We start from the raw sequence: 16,101 nt of genomic DNA, 5'->3' as shown, positions 1-16,101 counted from the left end.
CGGTCCAGTAGCCTGGCTCCATGATCAAGACGCCGGAGATCCGCATGTTTCCCAGCCACGGACGCCGCTGGCCGCTCTGGGGCGACGTGGAGCATGACGAACTGTGCCTCAAACCCTCTGACCTCGATCTCTCCGATGAGCTCACTTTGAATCTCCGAGCACTCCATGACTTCTGGGAACGCCATGACACCAGCTTCTGGACCACTCCGACAGCAACAGGGTGGGACACGAACGAGAATATGCGAGTGTGGGAGTTAGCCGAGGCCGAAGCGAGGCGCCAACTGGTCGATGAGGTCGCTCAGTACGGCATCGCTGTCGAGCACAGAGATGACTGACTCCGCCCCGCTTTCCGTGCCCTACAGGCACAGACCGTCGCTGCGCCCCATCCTCACCGAAGCGCTAGCGCCCCTCCCCCACAGACCGTGCGAGGTCGAGGGTCGAGGCTTCGGAATCGTCGAGGTGGATGCGCAGCAGTCCTTCGGCGCCCTGCCGGTCCCCGGATTTCATCTTCTCGAGGATGTCCCGGTGCGGGTTCGCCCAGTGCGAGTGGTACTTGCCGGGTTCGGGCGAGCGCGAGAACGTCGTCGACAGTCGGGCCATGAGATTGAGGTAGAACTCGTCGAGAAGCGGTGAACCCAGCAGGCCGACGATCGCACGGTGGAACGATGCCGAGTGTTCCTGCGCATCGGCCCAGGTTTCGTTCTTCGGTGCGGTTTCGGCCCGGACCACGGAGGCTTCGACGGCGGCCATCGCCTCGTCGGTGGCGTCCTGGGATTCCTGGACGGCGCGGATCTCGAAAACCCGGCGCGCGCGGTAGAGGTCCTTGAGTTCGTCGATGCCGAAGGTGGAGACGAAGAAGCCCCGGTTGGGTTCCTGAGTGAGCAGCCCGGCGTGGCGCAGCAAGCTCAGCGATTCGCGGGCGGTGTTGCGCGAAACGTTGAATTCCTTGGCCAGGGCACCATCGCGGACCGGGCTTCCTGCCGGGTATTCACCGTCGGTGATGCGGGTGCGGACAAGGGCGACGATGGCCTCTGATGTGCATCCGGGGGCGTGTGGACTCATAACACCAGGCTACCGGGTTTCGCCTGGATCGGAGCTGACTGCGGCGGGTTCGAGTTCGAGTCCGCTCTCGAATCGTCGGCTCAGCCCGGTCAGCGGATCATCGAAGGCGATCTCCGCGGCCAACAGCTGCAGCGGTGATGAGAAGTCGTAGGGGTCCGGGGCGAGGTCGACCGGGTAGACCGGATCACCGAGGATGGGCAGCCCGAGCGCGTTCATGTGCACCCGCAGCTGGTGCGTCTTGCCCGTGACCGGACTCAGCTCGTATTCGGCAATCGCATCAATTCGCCGAGGTGGTGCTCCGTTTCCGTCCCCCGCCCGCTCGGACGGGGCACCGTCAGCTCCACCTCGCCGAGGTGGCGGCGAGGTATCCGTGTCACCTCGCGATGGCTCGCCGTCCGGTGGGGTGATGGTCCGAAGCAGTCGGATCCGACTGACCGCATTCGGCTCCCCTGCGACTTCGTGCACCTGGCGTCCGCCGACGGGTTTGACCAGGCGCGATTCGCGAACGAGCGGGAATTCGAGCTCCGGCTGCGGGGCCGGCGCCAGGGCGCGGTAGGTTTTGCTGACTCGTCGGTCTTGGAACAGGCGCTGGTAACGGCCGCGCGTCTCGGGCCGTTTCGAAAGGACCAACAGTCCGGCGGTGATCCGGTCGAGGCGGTGGATGGCGACGAGATCGGGCTGGCCGAGGTCGACGCGCAGACGAGTGACGACGCATTCGCGGACGAATCGTCCGTTCGGGGTACTGGCGAGGAAATGGGGTTTGTCGACGACGAGGAGGTCATCGTCCTCGAAGACGATCCCGACCTCAAACGGGATTCGCTCTTCGGGCGGGACCGGACGGTGGAAGAAGTAGAACCCGCCGGGAATGACCGGATCGTCCCAGGCCACCGGGAGCCCCGCCTCGTCGCGCATGTCCCCATCTGTCAGCAGCGCCCGTCGGGAATCGGGGGCCGCTTCGGGGAATTCGGATTCGAGCCACTGACCGATCGAATCGGGAACGGGCAGGTGATTCTTCGCATGGGTGGCCTTGCCGCCGGGGGCGCGCAGCGCGGTCGCCGAGATTCCTTCTCGGGGCGAGAGCGGACTGCGGGGCATGGGGTCAATTCTATGCGGTGCCGTCTTCGTCCCAGTCTTTGTGGTGCCGTCTCCGTCCCAGTCTTTGCGGTGCCCCGTCGTCGTCGCGGTCGCGGAAGCATTGGCGTGGAACCGCACGAAGTCTGCCGCATACCGCAGATCGGCCGCGGTTTCCGCAAAACTCCGAGACGCCTTCGAACTCCCGACGACTGAGCACATATGGTGGGACACATGGACCGCATCGAACTCACGCAGGATGTCCTCTGCGAGAAGGTCGTCACTCCGATCGTTCTCGCGATGTTCGCCGATCACGAGTGGGACAGCATCGCGATGCTCCGCGATACCGAAGACGAGCGTCGGCTCTTCGCGCGGATCGTCGTCGCCGAGGAGGCCATTGAAGTCCTCCTCGATTACCCAGGCAACGATGAGAGCCTCTACGACATGCAGGAGCGCCTGGTCGCGGAGTTCCGGTCGTTCATCGAAACTTCTGAGTTCGGTGCGCGACGCGCCCCGGAATGGGAGGCCGATTCATTCGCCCTCGAGCACAAACCTGCTGTCGTCTCTCGCACTCCGCGACCGGATTTCGAGGGACCGCCGGACTGCGTTCAGCGTCGACTGCGCAACCGCGGCCGAGTCATGCGCGTCGACCGCCGCCGCTGCGTCTCCGCTCACCGCCGCGACTGAGTTCCGCCGCGTCTCCGCACTTCATCGCGGCTGAGAACACAGGTCACCCGAGGGCTACAGCACAGTTTGAGTTGAATAGCCCAGTTTCAAACATGGGCTGTTCAACTCAAACTGTGCTTTCAGCGCCCGGGCCACCCGCTCACGCTCGGGCGACGAGGAAGTCGATTTCGACTCCGTCGGGCAGGGCACCGTATTCGCGGCCCCGATCGGCACCGAGGCGGGCCGCCGCAAAACTGGCCGCCACTTCAGCTGGGGCGGATTCGAAGAGGATCGACGCCTGCATGAGCAGCGCCATCTTCTCCACAAGGACACGGCCTCGCGCCTGCAGCGCCGCTTGCGCTGCCGCATCCCCGGAATCCAGATCCTGCACCGCCGACTGCAGCGACCGGGCCAACGACTCGTACGCCGCATCGAAGTCCGCGTGTCTGCCCAGCCCGGTCTCGAGGAAGCCGAGGAACGTCTTCGCGCTGCGCGGTTCGCGGGCCAAGGCACGCAGCACGTCGAGGACGATGACGTTTCCGGAGCCTTCCCACACGGCCATCACCGGCTGCTCTCGGTAGCGGCGAGCCAGAGGGAAGGACTCCGTGTATCCGTTGCCACCGAGGCATTCGAGCGATTCATAAGCATGTTCGGGACCGCGTTTGCAGATCCAGTATTTCGCTACGGCGGTGGCCAGACGTCGGAAGTCGGCCGCCTCGTCGCTATCGTCGTCATAGGACGCGGCCAGGTGCAGCGCCGTATAGGTGGCTGCCTCAGCTTCAAGCTGGAGGTCGGCAATGACGGCGCGCATGAGCGGCTGGTCGATGAGCGCAGCCCCGAAGGCCGCACGCCCGCGAGCGTGCCATGCCGCTTCGGCCACGCATTGGCGCATCCCAGCGGTCGAACCGAGGACGCAGTCGAGGCGGGTCTGGGCGACCATCTCGATGATCGTGCGGACACCCTTGCCCGCCTGCCCGAGAAGCCATCCGTGTGTGGCGTCGAACTCGACCTCCGAGGAGGCATTGGACTTGTTCCCGAGCTTGTCCTTGAGCCGCTGGATCCGGAACGTATTCCGTTCTCCGCCAGGCAGAACACGGGGTACGACGAAGCAGCTCGGGCCCTCATCGAGTTGGACGATGACGAGGAACGCGTCGGACTGCGGAGCCGAACAGAACCATTTGTGGCCGGTGATGAGGTAGTGGTCGCCGAACGCAACGCCGTAGGTGGTGTTCGCGCGGATGTCCGATCCGCCCTGCTTCTCCGTCATCGCCATGCCGAAGGTCACTGCGGACTTCGACGCCGGGTCCATCCGCCGCGGATCATAGCCGGCGGCCGTGGCGCGTGGCACCCAGAAATCGGCGAGCGCGGGATCGGCACGCAGGGACGGCACGACCGCGTGCGTCATCGACACCGGGCACGCATGTCCGGGCTCGACTTGGGAGAAGAGCATGAACCGTACGGCACGTTCGACATTGGCCCCCGGCCCGGGATGAGTCCAGGCGTAGGAGTGAGCTTCCGCCTCCAGCGCATCTCCGATAATCCGGTGATAGGCCGGATGGAAGTCGACCTCGTCGATGCGGTTGCCCCAGTCGTCGTGGGTCCGCAGCTCCGGTCCGTGGACGTTGACCAGGCGGGCGTCGCTGATGAAGTCCGCACTGCCGACGAGCGCTCCGATGCGTTCGACCTCGTCAAGCGAGGCATCCGGCGCATAGTGGGCGAGCGCGTCCTTCAGGGCCGTATTCAGCGTGAACTCGTTGATATCTCGCCGAGGTGGTGCCTGGTTGAACACGGTATGCGTCGTCCGCGGGGCGGTCGGTTCTGCGGTCGTGGTCATGGTTCTCCTAATGCCGATCGGGTGAAGGTGGTCAGTGCCTTGACGAGAGTTTCGATCTCCACAGGACTCGGATTCGGGGTAGTCGGGTCGAGGATGTCGACGAGGTTCTCTCCCACGCATCCGACGATAGAACGGGCGGCCACCTCGGCGGGGATCTGCGTGCCGCCCACGCGGTCCAGGGCGGTTCCGATGACGGCGACGTATCCTCGGCGCAGCCGCAGCCGTTCGCTCTGCACGGGTTCGGGGACCTCTTCAAGCAGCAGCGCGTGGGCGAGCCTGCGCCCCGCGACGGCTCGGCGAACGAAGACCTCGACAGTCGATTCCGCGATCTCAGAGGCCGTGGATGCTTCGGCGACTGTGCCAGCGATGACATCCAGCTCGTGACCGGCTGCTTGGGCGAAGACGAGACGCAACAGCTCATCCCGGTTGCTGAAATACGTGTAGATCGACCCGGCGCTGCAGTCGGCCTCGACGGCAACGGCGGCCACATTCGCCGAGGCGAATCCACCGCGGGCGATGACGTGTCGGGCAGCACGTTCGATGCCTGCGCGGCGCGCCTCGGCGTTGGCCCGAGTGCGCTGGGTTGCGCGATATGCCATCCTCACCCCATCGGTCGCAGCGGCACCACGGTGTCGACGTCATCAACCTCGGCGCCAGCCCGAACTGTCGCTTCCCCAAAGAAATGAATCGTGGTTCAATTGTTCTCAGTATGGCACTCGTCACAAGGAGAAGCAATGAAGCTTGGAACCATGCTCGACACCACCGTCCTGCGGAACCCGGACAAAGAGGCCGTGGTCTACGAGGATCAGCGCTTCACCTATGCCGAGCTGCGGCACCGGGCGCTCAAGGCAGCGCAGGTGCTCGCCGACAACGGAATCCGGCCCGGCGACGCCGTTGGCATCATGACGTTGAATGTTCCAGGTTTCGTCTTCGCCGCTTTCGGTGCCTGGTACCTCGGGGCGACGGTTGTGCCGATCAATCACAAGTTCCAAGCTCCGGAAGTCAAATACACGGTCGAGCATTCGGGAGCGAAGCTCGGCATCGTCAGCACCGAACTCGCCGGAACCGCGCGGGCCGGGGCACCGGACGTCACCTGGCTGGAGACAGAACCCAACGACCCGGGCAGCTTCGATGTCCAGCTCGAGAACGCCACGGAGGCCGCGCCAGGCGACTTCACCGATGAACAGGTCGCGCAGATCCTCTACACCTCGGGCACGACGAGCTCGCCGAAAGGGTGCGTGCATTCGCATCGTAATATCGTCCAGGTCGGCACACTCATCAACCTCAATATGGGCTACCAGAGCGATGACCGGTACCTCATCTGCATGCCGATCTGGCATTCGGCGCCGCTGAACATCGCCCTCGTCCCCACCATCCAGATGGGTGGAACCGTCGTCCTCCAGCGGGCGTATCACCCGGTCGAATCGATGCAGATCATCGCCGCGGAGCAGATCACGACGTTCTTCGGACCCACCGTCGCCTATGTTGCGCCGATCATGACCGCGAAGAAGCTCGGCCTCGACTTCGGTGATTACGACTTCTCCTCCATTCGCCGGTGGAACTACGGCGGTGCCCCGATCGACCGATCGACGGCAGCCATGCTCATCGACGCCTACGGGACCAACCAGTTCTACAACCTCTTCGGCATGTCCGAGATGGGTCCGACCGGTTGTCTTCTCGGGCCCGAGGATCAGCTGCGCAAGGCAGGATCCATCGGTCGGCACGCGATGGTCGGCAACGCGATGCGGGTGGTCACGGCCGACGGGGCCGAGGCGGGTCCCGGGGAAACCGGCGAGATCTGGTTCGCCGGTGACACCCGGATGCGCGAATACCTCGGCAATCCCCCAGCCACCGAGGCGGCCTTCGAGGGCGAGTGGTACAAGACCGGTGATCTCGCCCGGCTCGACGCGGACGGGTACCTCTATATCGTCGACCGCTCGAAAGACGTCATCATCGTCGGCGGTGAGAACGTGTTCTCCCTCGAGGTCGAGGAGGCCATCATCACTCACGACCGGGTCGCCGATGTCGCGGTGGTGGCGAAGCCGGATCAGCAATGGGGCGAGCAGGTCGTCGCCTTCATCACGACTGCAGATGGTGAGGACTTCGGTGTCGAGGAACTGCGCGACCACCTGGCTGACAAGCTCGCCCGCTACAAGCTGCCACGCGAAGTCTTCGTCATCGACGAACTTCCGCGCAACCCTTCAGGCAAACTGCTCAAGCACAAACTGCGCAGCGAGGTGGCTGCCGACTGACGAAGGCCGAGAGCCGCGGTCGTCCTGGCCGACCGTCGATTGCATAGCCAGGACGTCCCATCCCACCCGGACCTGTGGTGGACTGGTGTCATGAGCGATGCCTCACTGAGCCTGCGCCACCGGATCATCAACGCGGCCATGCGCACCGTGTACTTCGGCCGCATCCGCGTGCTCGACCTCAGCTCGAGCCCGGATTCCCAGTCACCGAAGCCGGCATCATCTCCCGCCGAGGCGACCCCCGCCTCAGGTGCCGGCCGTCCCGCCGCATCCGCTGACTCTCCTTCCGCGCCCGACGGAGGTCCCGCCCGGCGACCGCGCCTCATCATCGCCAGCCACCGCAACGGCGCGATCGATGGCCACCAGGTGCTAGCAGCGTTCCCGCACGCTCAGTTCCTCGTCTCGATCCAGCTGCTGCGCCATTGGTTCCTCCGCCTCTTCATTGCCGGCATCCCCGTGGTCCGTCCCAAAGACGTCGAGCGCTACGGACTCGATCCCGCCTCCGTGGCCAGCCCCGTCGAGGCAGGACTCGCCCACCTGCGCCGAGGCGGTGACCTCGGCATCTTCCCCGAGGCCAGCAGCGAGTGGGGCCACCGTCCGCAGCCGTACAAGTCCGGCGCTGCCCGGATCGCGTGTGCCCTCATCGAAGACGGCATCGACGTCGAGGTCATCCCCGTGGGCCTGTTCTATTCGACCCCGGATCGGTTCCGCTCCCGCGCCGAGGTGGTCCGCGGTCGCGCGGTCACGATTCCCGACCGCGACGGCAGGGAGGACAAAGAATGGGAGGCGGCGGTCGCCTCGGCGATGGGTGCCGCCCTTGACGATGTGTCGGTGAACTGCCCGGACGAAACGACGTTCGCCGCTGTCGAAGCCCGTGCCCTCGACCGGGCGCGGAGGACTCCGGGCGCCTCGGCGAGCTATGCGCAGGCGTTTCTCAAGCTGCAGAATGAGGTCGGATCCGCCGTTCCCGACGGCGACCGCCCTACCGGTGCGGGCCAGGCGGACGGCGGCCCCACCTCGGCGAATGTCCCCACGACACCGCGCACCTATCCCGTCATCAGGTGGGTCGGATTCTTGGCTCTGTGGCTCTTCGCCCCGATCCTTGTGGCCGCCGCGGTCGCCGGGTCACGCGCGGACGGTCGCAATACTGTCACATTCTTTCGCATCCTCGCGGGCTTCGCAGCGGTTATGGTCTGGGTACCGGTACTGATCATCGCGGCGTTCTTCTGGCCCGCGGTCATCGGCGCAGGTGTCCTCAGCGGAGTGCTCGGCTGGCTGCTGCTGGGAGTCCGCCGCATCCGACCGTGAACCCCGGCAAGCCACCCATCGCACCGTCCCTTCAACCCCACCGACCCAACGACCGCATCACCCTCTCAACCGCACCGACCTCTCAAACGCACCACCCTCGACGAACCGCACCACACCCGATGAACAGTGTCGTGAACCGCAGACCCGAAGGAGCCCCGATGAGCCTCACACTCCGCTTCACCGATCCCCTCGCCACCGATCTGGCCCGCACCGGCGGCAAGGGCGCCAGCCTGGCGAAGTCCGCGCAGAACCTGCCCGTGCCCGGCGGTTTCATCGTCACCGCCGACGCCTATTCCCAGTTCATCGCACCGCTGCAGTCACGGATCGCCGAGCTCATCGGCACCGACTCTCCCGCCGAGGCGATCGCCGACCTCATCCGTGCCACCCCGTTCCCCGATGCGTGGCTGTCCGAATTCGACGGAGCCGTTGCCGAGGCGGGACTGACCGGGCAGGCCGTGGCAGTGCGGTCCTCGGGCACGATGGAGGACCTGCCGGGTGCAGCGTTCGCCGGGCAGCACGACACCTACCTCGGCGTGCGTGGAACCGCAGCCATCGCCGAGGCGGTGCGCGACTGCTATGCCTCACTGTGGAACGAGCACGCCTTCCGCTACCGCCGGCAGCTCGGCGTCGATCAGCTTGAGGCGAAGATGGCCGTGGTCGTCCAGCTCATGGTCTCAGTCAGCGCCGACGAAGCCGCTGGAGTCGCGTTCTCCGTCGACCCGGTGCGCGGCAACACCGACGAGGTGCTCATCAACGCGGCCTTCGGTCTCGGCGAAACGGTCGTCGGCGGGGAGGAACCGGTCGACGAATTCCGGGTCCGCAGGGAAACCGGCGAGCAGGTCGCAGCCGAGATCGCTGAGAAGCCCACCGCGCTCATCATGAGCGGCGGTGGGAACGGCGCGGGCGACGGGGCTGGCCACGACGTCGGAGGCGACCGCCTCTGTGAGGGAGGCGGCGCGGGGACGACGGTCGTCGACCTCGGTGCGGAGCAGCGCACGCGTCCGGCGCTGACAACGGCGCAGGCGAAACAGGTCGCCGAGCTCGCGGTGGCCGCGGAGAACCATTTCGGGTTCGCTCAAGACATCGAATGGGCGCTGCATGACGGCGATCTCTATCTGCTGCAGTCGCGGCCGATCACGCGGGTGGCTCCGCGGTGGACCCGCGATGAGTCCGCGGAGCGCTTCCCCACCCCGGTGACACCGCTGACCTGGGATCTCGTGGAGGCCGGCTTCCATCATTCGCTCAATCACAGTTTCGATCTCATGGGGCTGCCGCCGTTCGATGACAAATGGTTCGTCATGCGCGACTTCTATATCTACGGCAATCAGACCGCAGTCGATCTCTACGCCGGTCGGCTGCCGACGAACATGCTCTCCAGCGTCGAGACGATCACCGAGTCGCTGCCCCAGATCGCTCGGCAGTTCGGGTGGGTGCAGGAGCTGCCGGTGCAGTGGATGCGTGATCTCGACACGTATCTCATCGGGATCGGTCGCCTGTCGAACGAGCCGTTGGAAGACAAGTCACTGGCACAGGTGTGGGATCACGTCATTGCGATCAGTGACCTCGGCACCGAGTATTTCCGGCCGAACATCGCGATCTCGCTGACCCAGGGCACACTCTATGCGGCTCTGCAGCACATGCTCTCGCTCGCTCTCGACGAGGATCAGGCACAGGTCGTGTTCAAACGCCTCATGGCGTCGACGGAGACGAAGACATCGCAGGTCAACGCCGAGCTGCGCGAGCTCTCGCAGCTTGTCGCCGCCGATGCTGATCTGCTCACTGCACTCGAGGCCCACCATGGTAAGGCCGGGGTCGCGGAGCTGGAGAGGTTCCCGAAGTTCAAAGCATCCTTCGACCGGTTCCTCGAGCAGCACGGACACCGTGAACTCGACTTCGACGCCTACCATCCGACGTGGGTCGAGGCTCCGCACATCGTGCTCGACCAGATCCGTCTGCTCGCCGCACGGACCGTGGCCGAAGCAGAGACCTCGGACGCCGGGGCCAGTCCAGCGGGTGGTGGAGACCATTCGGCCGCTGCGACAATCGGCTCGCCGGAGTCGGGTTCGGGCACAGGGGCCGCGTCCGCGCCGATGACGGATATGGAGCGCAAGATCGTGCAGGCAGAGACCGAACTCGCCGTCGTCAATGCGGCACCTGAGAAGCTGCGCTATCTCGTCCAGGAAGTCATCCGTCTGGCCCGAACCTACACGGCACTCGATGACCTTGAGCACTATCAGACGACGCGGCTGACCCTGCCGATGCGGCGTGCGCTGAAGGAGCTCGGCGGCAGGCTCGTCGATGCCGGGGTCCTCGTTGAGGCCTCGGACGTGTACTTCATCGACTTCGAGCACCTCGACACAGCGATCCGTGCCGACGCCGCGGACCGCGAGGTGGACACCACCGACGCCACCGACGCTGCCGCAACCCGCGCCTCAACGAGCCCGGTCACAGGCACCACGGGAACAGGATCCGCTCTGACGAGTCTCACCGAGATCGCCGCACAGAACAAGGCTGCCTACCAGGCTGCGGTCGATCGCACACCCGAATGGGAGTACGGCAAAGCAGCAGCCGCAGTCGACGTTGACAGCGACCACATCACTGGCACCGCAGGCAGCCCGGGGACCGTCGAAGGCGAGGTCTTCGTCGTCCACTCCCCCGCTGACTTCTCATCATTCCCCGACGGAGCGATCCTCGTCGTGCGCACCACGAACCCGGCATGGACCGCCCTGTTCTACCAGGCGGGCGGGGTGATCACCGAAAGCGGCGGAGCACTTTCACATGGAGCGGTCACCGCTCGAGAACTCGGGCTGCCCGCCGTCATGGCCGTGCGCGACGCGACGAGCCGGTTCACCTCCGGCCAGCGCGTCCGCGTCGACGGGTCGAACGGAACCGTCATCGAAATCGACTGACGCGCAGAGCTCGATTCAGCCCGGGCGACAGTTCTACACAGTTTTAGTTGAATAGCCCATGTTTGAAACAGGGCTACTCACCTCAAACTGGGCTGCTCGCCGCGGCGTTGCCCGACGCCTCGGCGGTAGCCATCCGCAGCACCCGCACCTCACACGGCTTCGAGCGCTTCGACGGGGCTGATCGATGTGGCCGCGCGGGCAGGTTCGCGGCTGGCGACGAACACGGCGACGAGGGTGCCGGCGATGACGGCGATGACGACCGTCCAGGGCACGCTCGGCGCGAAGAGGCCGAGCAGGGGCGAGAGCAGGGTCAGCGCGCCGACCCAGCCGAAGCCGATGCCCAGCGGGACGGCGACCGCGCAGGCGGTCAGACTCAGCTGCAGGCCTTCGGCAGTGATCATCCGACAAACGCGCTTCGGGGTCTGGCCGAGCGCCATGAGCAGCCCGATCTCCTGAGTGCGCTGACGCACGGAGAGCATGAGCGTGTTCGCGACGCCGATGACGGCGATGATCACGGAGAAGAGGATGAGGGTCAGCGCGAACAGCATCGACTTGTCGATGACGGTGGCCAGCGCGTCTTCGAGGCCGCCCCACCCTTCCTCGCCGAGCGACCTGGCATACCGCAGCAGCTGATCACGGAAGGTGGTCATGGCGGTGGCGAACATGACGATGAGCGTGATGCCGATGACGAGACCGATGACCGTGCGCGCGTTCCGGGTGGGATGGCGGGCGATCGTCGAGGCGGCCAACCGGGACACCGCGGTGCGTCCGCACAGCCAGCCGATCGCTGCCTGCAGGGGCGGTAGGATCCACGGATGGCCGATGATGACGCCGAGGAAGGTCAGGCTCGAGCCGAATGCGGTGAGCACCACGCTGATTACGCTGATCCGATGATCGGCGGCCCCGATCACGGAATTGACGAGGAACGTCAGCCCCATGGACAGCAGAATCAGCGAGGCGGTGAGTCCGCCGAGTGAGGCCCGGGCGTCCTCGGGCCGGAGCTCCACCGCCTGCGAGGTCGCCTCGATCGGTGAGATCCCGGTGATGCGGCGCGCGCCCAGGTACGCCGACAACCAGGTCACGATGATAGTGGCGAGCGCGGGAACGGCCATGGTCGGGGTGAGGAGGGCGACCTCCTCGGTGATGGCGTTGCCCAGATAATTCTGGGCCGCTTTCGCCAGCCCGGTCGACGCCGCGAAGGCGAGCACCGCGGCGGGGACGGAGATGACCAGGCCCTCCACCGAGGCGGCCCTGCGCAGCCGTTTCGACGACGCCCCGATGAGGCGCAGCAGAGCCAGCTGGCGGCTGCGACCGGCGATGATGATCGAGAACGTGTTCGCGATGACGATCGCGGAGACGAAGAGAGCGATGAGGAAGAAGGTGACACCGATCATCGAGAGGAAGTTCTGCGCGGTCTCGGACTCGGCGATGATCTTCTCGGACGACAGCCACGCGGTCAGGATCGCGATGCCCTGCATGATTGCGGTGCCGAAGAGAGCGGCGATGAAGACGACGAGGATGCTGGGGAAGAACTGCCGCGGGTTGGTTCGAATTTGGCGCAGCGGGTTCATCGACTCACCGCGGGTTCGGCGCGTTCGTCGATGTCGAGCATGGTCGAGGCGATCGCTTCGGCGGTGATGGTGTCGTTGAGTTCCGTCACGGGGGTGCCGTCGGCGATGAAGATCACGCGGTCGGCGTGGGCGGCGACGATCGGGTCGTGAGTGACGAGCACGATAGATTGGCCGAAGTCGCGGACGGCCTCGACCATGATCGCCATAACTTCGCGACCGGACTTCGCGTCGAGGTTGCCGGTCGGTTCGTCGGCGAAGAGGATGTCGGGGCGGGTTGCGAGCGCCCGGGCGATGGCGGTGCGCTGCTGTTGACCGCCGGAGAGCTCGTTGGGTCGGTGTTTGAGGCGCTCTTCCAGCCCCAGGCGGTGGACGACCGTGGTGATCCAGGCGCGTTCGTCGGCATTGGGCCGACGGTCGTCGAGTTCGAAGGGCAGGCGGATATTCTCTTTGACGGTGAGCGTGCGCACGAGGTTGAACGCTTGGAAGACGAATCCGATCCGGCGGCGGCGCAGGGCGGTGAGGTCGTCGTCGCGCAGCTTCGTGATCTCCTGTTCGCCGAGGTGGACTGAGCCCGAGGTGGGACGATCGAGTCCGGCGAGGACGTGCATGAGTGTTGATTTCCCCGAGCCCGAGGGCCCCATCACCGCGGTCAGTTCGGCCGGTGCGATGTCGAGGCTGACCCCGCTGAGAGCCGTGACCGCTGCCCCTTTCGGATCGAAGACCTTCGAAACGTCGCGAAGTCGGGCGATGGGCATCGTTGGGCCGGTGGTCATAGATTCCTCATGCGTCGGTGCAAGCTGTCATTTCCAGACTAACGAGGATCGGGCTCAAGAAACATGAAAAGCGACTGGCCAGTAGGTGTGAGCGAGCTGTGTACGGTCTGCTGCGAGCGGCACGAGGGAGGGCACTCTGGGCCGGCCCGCGTGCGAGGTACCGACCCGCCTGCGATGGCCGTCCCGCGTGCGAGGTACCGACCCGCGTGCGATGGTCGACCCGCGTGCGAGGTACCGACCCGCCTGCCATGGTCCGCTCCCTTTCCCTGGCCGCGCGGCTTCTCTTGTGGTCCACTTGGGAGATGACGAATCCAGCGCTCCACCTATCGACGTCCATCGACGCCTCACCCGCCAAGGTGGCGGCCTTCGCCGGCGATCCCGCGAACCTTCCGGCCTGGGCCGCAGGACTGAGCAATGGAATCCGCGAGGCGGGCGGCCGCTGGATCACGGATTCCCCGATGGGCGAGGTCGAAGTCCGCTTCGGCCCGCACACGGAGCTGGGAATCCTCGATCACGACGTGATCTTCCCCGACGGCACGATCGTGCACAATCCCCTGCGGGTGCTCGCCAACGGCACCGGCGCCGAGGTGGTCTTCACTCTGTTCCGTCTGCCAGGAGTCGACGACGCCCAGTTCGACCGGGACGCCGACATGGTTCGTGCCGACCTCGTCCGCCTGCGCACTCAGCTCGAGAGCGACCGCGCCTGAACACGCCCTGCCTGAGCACCCTTCGTCCAGGCCTCGCGCGCGTGCACAAAGCCGACACCAATGACACGGCCCCACGCCCGAGCACGCCCTAGACGGCACAAAGCGCGCAACAACGGCTGGGTCACAGTGGCTTCAGGCCTTTTGTACACCTGTCTCTGAATTGCCCAGGTTCTTCAGTGTGCATTTCAGAGCAGGGTGTGTCGAAAGTGGAATTCTGCGCGCCCGAGGCCCGCTCAGACCTGCTTGCGCGACTGCATCGTTGCCAACTCACCGCGGCGTTGCGCTGCCTCAGTGAAGCGTTTGCCGACGGCCTTCGTACCGCGCCGAACGCGCCGCTTGACCTTCCGCTGCCAGCTCCGCACCTTCCTGGCTGCCTTCACCGCGAGCATGCCGTCCTGCCGCTCATGTCTGGCGTTGCTGATCTCCAGAGCGGCAGCTGCGTCCCTCGCCTGCTTTCGTGCCACAGCCAGCTGGCGGTCGCGCTTGGCCAGCAGCAGACCGAATTCTTCGATTGCTGAGAGCCGTGCGCGATTGGCTGCTGCCGCAGAATCGAATCGGTTATCCACCTCGTCCGCGTGGAAGAAATCTGGGGCCGGCACCGAGGACGCGCTAGGAGTCTCGCCTGACCCATCGCCGACGGTATGAGCGACGACGAAGTCCCACCAGTCGTCGTGTTCGGCGCGTCTGCGGGCAGAGCTGTCGGTGAGCGCGGCGTGGAACTCAGCCCGGTTCTGCGCCACTCCGACTCCTGTCGCGACGACATCATCGACACTGTCCACAGGTAGGACGAACTGTTCCATCCCCACATTCTCTGCCGCCCCTCGCATGCGGATGGACGAATAGAGGTTCGGGACGAGCGAGATGAACGGAACCGCGGCGGCACCGGCGAAGATCCCCGCATGATAGCGAGTGCCGATGACGAACTCCGCCTTTTCGGTCAGAGCGATAAGCTCTCTGGCCGTGAGCATCCTCGTGGATGTGACGGACTCGCGTCCGACTTCACCGGCGATCTGGTCATTGGTCAGCTGGTCCCTTGTCGGCAGGGCAGGCGGCAGGCCGCCTCCGTGGGGAACCAACAGAACGTTCAGTCCGGTCTCGTCGGCGAGCCTGCGCGTGATGTCGACGAGATGGGCGTGATAGTCGCTGTCCGCGAGCACCGGGGAGGATGCCTTCTCCGCGTAGCTGGCCAAGATGAACGGCTCAGCCGTGAGGTCGTCGACTGCTTCGCGGTCCTCTTCCCGGGCAGTCAGTGAGAAGGCGTCATCCACCTGCCTGCGTACGACGGCACGCTTGCCGCCGACTTGCTTTGCGAAAGTGGTCGTATAGCTCTCCCTGCTGCCGACGAATTCGGCGTCGGCGAGGAATTCGTAGACGAGCTTGCGATCCTCGTCGTAGATGAGAGGGCCGAGGGTCTGGCTCGTGAGCGCATAAGGTCGATTGAACAGTTTCGCCAATCGCCCCAGTGTCACCCGCTCATAGATGTGGTGGGCGAACATGGAGTTGAGGTTTCCGCCACCGGCGATGAGCACGGCGTCCGAGTCGCGAACGGTCTCGATGACAGTGCGCGCAGGGTCGTTCGGGGTGAGAGTGCGGCTGCGACCTTCGGATTCGGCGAACTCGAGGATGCGCTCCATCCGCGTGATATTCGGTTCGCGATCGCGTTTGAATCCGATGCGAGAGATGGCATCGACACCATACATCTCGCTGGCGTGCTGCGGCTGACCGGCGATGAGGGTGATCGAAATGTCGCCTCTGCGTTGGAGCGCTTCGATAGCCAGCTCCGTCATCGCCTCATCGCCGAGGTGGTAGAACCGGCTCCACCCGACATCGCCGATCATCGTAATGCGCTTCATATCTCCCTTGGATCTGCGGTGAGGCCCCGGATCGGGGGGCCTCCGCGACACCATAGCCTCGAGAGACCTCGGGAAAGTGAATGAGGCGCGACAGTCGA

13 protein-coding genes are annotated in these 16,101 nt (G+C 65.4%); 6 read left to right on the top strand and 7 right to left on the bottom strand.

Going from position 1 to position 16,101, the window contains the following annotated elements; all coding sequences use genetic code 11:
• Positions 1-20 precede the first annotated feature (20 nt).
• Positions 21-335, top strand: coding sequence for a hypothetical protein (locus tag ACU4IU_RS13645; RefSeq protein ID WP_181272453.1), 315 nt, complete (start codon positions 21-23; stop codon positions 333-335).
• Positions 336-399: 64 nt separating this feature from the next.
• Here the strand turns inward: ACU4IU_RS13645 and ACU4IU_RS13640 are convergent, their stop codons facing one another.
• Together ACU4IU_RS13640 and ACU4IU_RS13635 are read right to left on the bottom strand one after the other, a co-directional pair.
• Positions 400-1,062 carry a GntR family transcriptional regulator gene (locus ACU4IU_RS13640; protein WP_025776861.1) on the bottom strand — a complete coding sequence of 221 codons (663 nt, stop codon included), beginning with the start codon at positions 1,060-1,062 and terminating at the stop codon, positions 400-402.
• Positions 1,063-1,071: 9 nt separating this feature from the next.
• The gene (locus tag ACU4IU_RS13635) at positions 1,072-2,157 is read right to left on the bottom strand and encodes a pseudouridine synthase (protein WP_446657038.1); all 1,086 of its coding nucleotides are present in this window, start codon (positions 2,155-2,157) and stop codon (positions 1,072-1,074) included.
• A gap of 210 nt (positions 2,158-2,367) precedes the next feature.
• On the opposite strand from ACU4IU_RS13635, the gene ACU4IU_RS13630 reads away from it, so the two are divergent.
• Positions 2,368-2,820 carry a hypothetical protein gene (locus ACU4IU_RS13630; RefSeq protein ID WP_446657037.1) on the top strand — a complete coding sequence of 151 codons (453 nt, stop codon included), beginning with the start codon at positions 2,368-2,370 and terminating at the stop codon, positions 2,818-2,820.
• A 139-nt stretch (positions 2,821-2,959) separates the two neighbouring features.
• On the opposite strand, the gene ACU4IU_RS13625 is transcribed toward ACU4IU_RS13630, so the two are convergent.
• Entirely contained in the window at positions 2,960-4,633 is a 1,674-nt protein-coding gene (locus ACU4IU_RS13625) for an acyl-CoA dehydrogenase family protein (RefSeq protein ID WP_446657036.1), read from the bottom strand.
• Entirely contained in the window at positions 4,630-5,232 is a 603-nt protein-coding gene (locus ACU4IU_RS13620; protein WP_446657035.1) for a TetR family transcriptional regulator, read from the bottom strand. Before ACU4IU_RS13620 ends, ACU4IU_RS13625 begins: the two co-directional genes overlap by 4 nt.
• Before the next feature lie 135 nt (positions 5,233-5,367).
• Between ACU4IU_RS13620 and ACU4IU_RS13615 the strand changes: the two genes are divergently transcribed.
• The 3 genes from ACU4IU_RS13615 (at position 5,368) to ACU4IU_RS13605 (ending at position 11,099) form a co-directional block, all read left to right on the top strand.
• On the top strand, positions 5,368-6,885 hold the full coding sequence (locus ACU4IU_RS13615) for a class I adenylate-forming enzyme family protein (protein WP_446657034.1): 1,518 nt from the start codon (positions 5,368-5,370) through the stop codon (positions 6,883-6,885).
• A gap of 90 nt (positions 6,886-6,975) precedes the next feature.
• Positions 6,976-8,190 (top strand): hypothetical protein, encoded by a 1,215-nt coding sequence (locus ACU4IU_RS13610; RefSeq protein WP_446657033.1) that lies wholly within the window; start codon positions 6,976-6,978, stop codon positions 8,188-8,190.
• 158 nt (positions 8,191-8,348) lie between these two features.
• Positions 8,349-11,099 carry a PEP/pyruvate-binding domain-containing protein gene (locus ACU4IU_RS13605; protein ID WP_446657032.1) on the top strand — a complete coding sequence of 917 codons (2,751 nt, stop codon included), beginning with the start codon at positions 8,349-8,351 and terminating at the stop codon, positions 11,097-11,099.
• Positions 11,100-11,248: 149 nt separating this feature from the next.
• Here ACU4IU_RS13605 and ACU4IU_RS13600 read toward each other — a convergent pair whose 3' ends face one another.
• Together ACU4IU_RS13600 and ACU4IU_RS13595 are read right to left on the bottom strand one after the other, a co-directional pair.
• Entirely contained in the window at positions 11,249-12,670 is a 1,422-nt protein-coding gene (locus ACU4IU_RS13600) for an FtsX-like permease family protein (RefSeq protein ID WP_446657031.1), read from the bottom strand.
• On the bottom strand, positions 12,667-13,443 hold the full coding sequence (locus ACU4IU_RS13595; protein ID WP_446657030.1) for an ABC transporter ATP-binding protein: 777 nt from the start codon (positions 13,441-13,443) through the stop codon (positions 12,667-12,669). Before ACU4IU_RS13595 ends, ACU4IU_RS13600 begins: the two co-directional genes overlap by 4 nt.
• A 302-nt stretch (positions 13,444-13,745) precedes the next feature.
• Here ACU4IU_RS13595 and ACU4IU_RS13590 point away from each other — a divergent pair, with 302 nt between their 5' ends.
• A complete protein-coding gene (locus tag ACU4IU_RS13590; protein ID WP_139468386.1) occupies positions 13,746-14,150 on the top strand; it encodes an SRPBCC family protein in 405 nt (134 codons plus the stop codon).
• Positions 14,151-14,383: 233 nt separating this feature from the next.
• Here the strand turns inward: ACU4IU_RS13590 and ACU4IU_RS13585 are convergent, their stop codons facing one another.
• Positions 14,384-16,003, bottom strand: a complete 1,620-nt coding sequence (locus ACU4IU_RS13585) for a polysaccharide pyruvyl transferase family protein (RefSeq protein ID WP_420096816.1) — start codon at positions 16,001-16,003, stop codon at positions 14,384-14,386.
• Between the last annotated feature and the right edge of the window lie 98 nt (positions 16,004-16,101).

The organism is Brevibacterium sp. CSND-B09 (assembly GCF_052906525.1).
Note: the sequence above shows the minus strand (reverse complement) of the source record. Positions and strands in the feature narration are given on the sequence as shown.

Bases quoted from the DNA above. Each gene is read 5' to 3' on its own strand.
- ACU4IU_RS13645 (WP_181272453.1), top strand. From the start codon at position 21: ATGATCAAGACGCCGGAGATCCGCATGTTTCCCAGCCACGGACGCCGC.
- ACU4IU_RS13640 (WP_025776861.1), bottom strand. From the start codon at position 1,062: ATGAGTCCACACGCCCCCGGATGCACATCAGAGGCCATCGTCGCCCTT.
- ACU4IU_RS13635 (WP_446657038.1), bottom strand. From the start codon at position 2,157: ATGCCCCGCAGTCCGCTCTCGCCCCGAGAAGGAATCTCGGCGACCGCG.
- ACU4IU_RS13630 (WP_446657037.1), top strand. From the start codon at position 2,368: ATGGACCGCATCGAACTCACGCAGGATGTCCTCTGCGAGAAGGTCGTC.
- ACU4IU_RS13625 (WP_446657036.1), bottom strand. From the start codon at position 4,633: ATGACCACGACCGCAGAACCGACCGCCCCGCGGACGACGCATACCGTG.
- ACU4IU_RS13620 (WP_446657035.1), bottom strand. From the start codon at position 5,232: ATGGCATATCGCGCAACCCAGCGCACTCGGGCCAACGCCGAGGCGCGC.
- ACU4IU_RS13615 (WP_446657034.1), top strand. From the start codon at position 5,368: ATGAAGCTTGGAACCATGCTCGACACCACCGTCCTGCGGAACCCGGAC.
- ACU4IU_RS13610 (WP_446657033.1), top strand. From the start codon at position 6,976: ATGAGCGATGCCTCACTGAGCCTGCGCCACCGGATCATCAACGCGGCC.
- ACU4IU_RS13605 (WP_446657032.1), top strand. From the start codon at position 8,349: ATGAGCCTCACACTCCGCTTCACCGATCCCCTCGCCACCGATCTGGCC.
- ACU4IU_RS13600 (WP_446657031.1), bottom strand. From the start codon at position 12,670: ATGAACCCGCTGCGCCAAATTCGAACCAACCCGCGGCAGTTCTTCCCC.
- ACU4IU_RS13595 (WP_446657030.1), bottom strand. From the start codon at position 13,443: ATGACCACCGGCCCAACGATGCCCATCGCCCGACTTCGCGACGTTTCG.
- ACU4IU_RS13590 (WP_139468386.1), top strand. From the start codon at position 13,746: ATGACGAATCCAGCGCTCCACCTATCGACGTCCATCGACGCCTCACCC.
- ACU4IU_RS13585 (WP_420096816.1), bottom strand. From the start codon at position 16,003: ATGAAGCGCATTACGATGATCGGCGATGTCGGGTGGAGCCGGTTCTAC.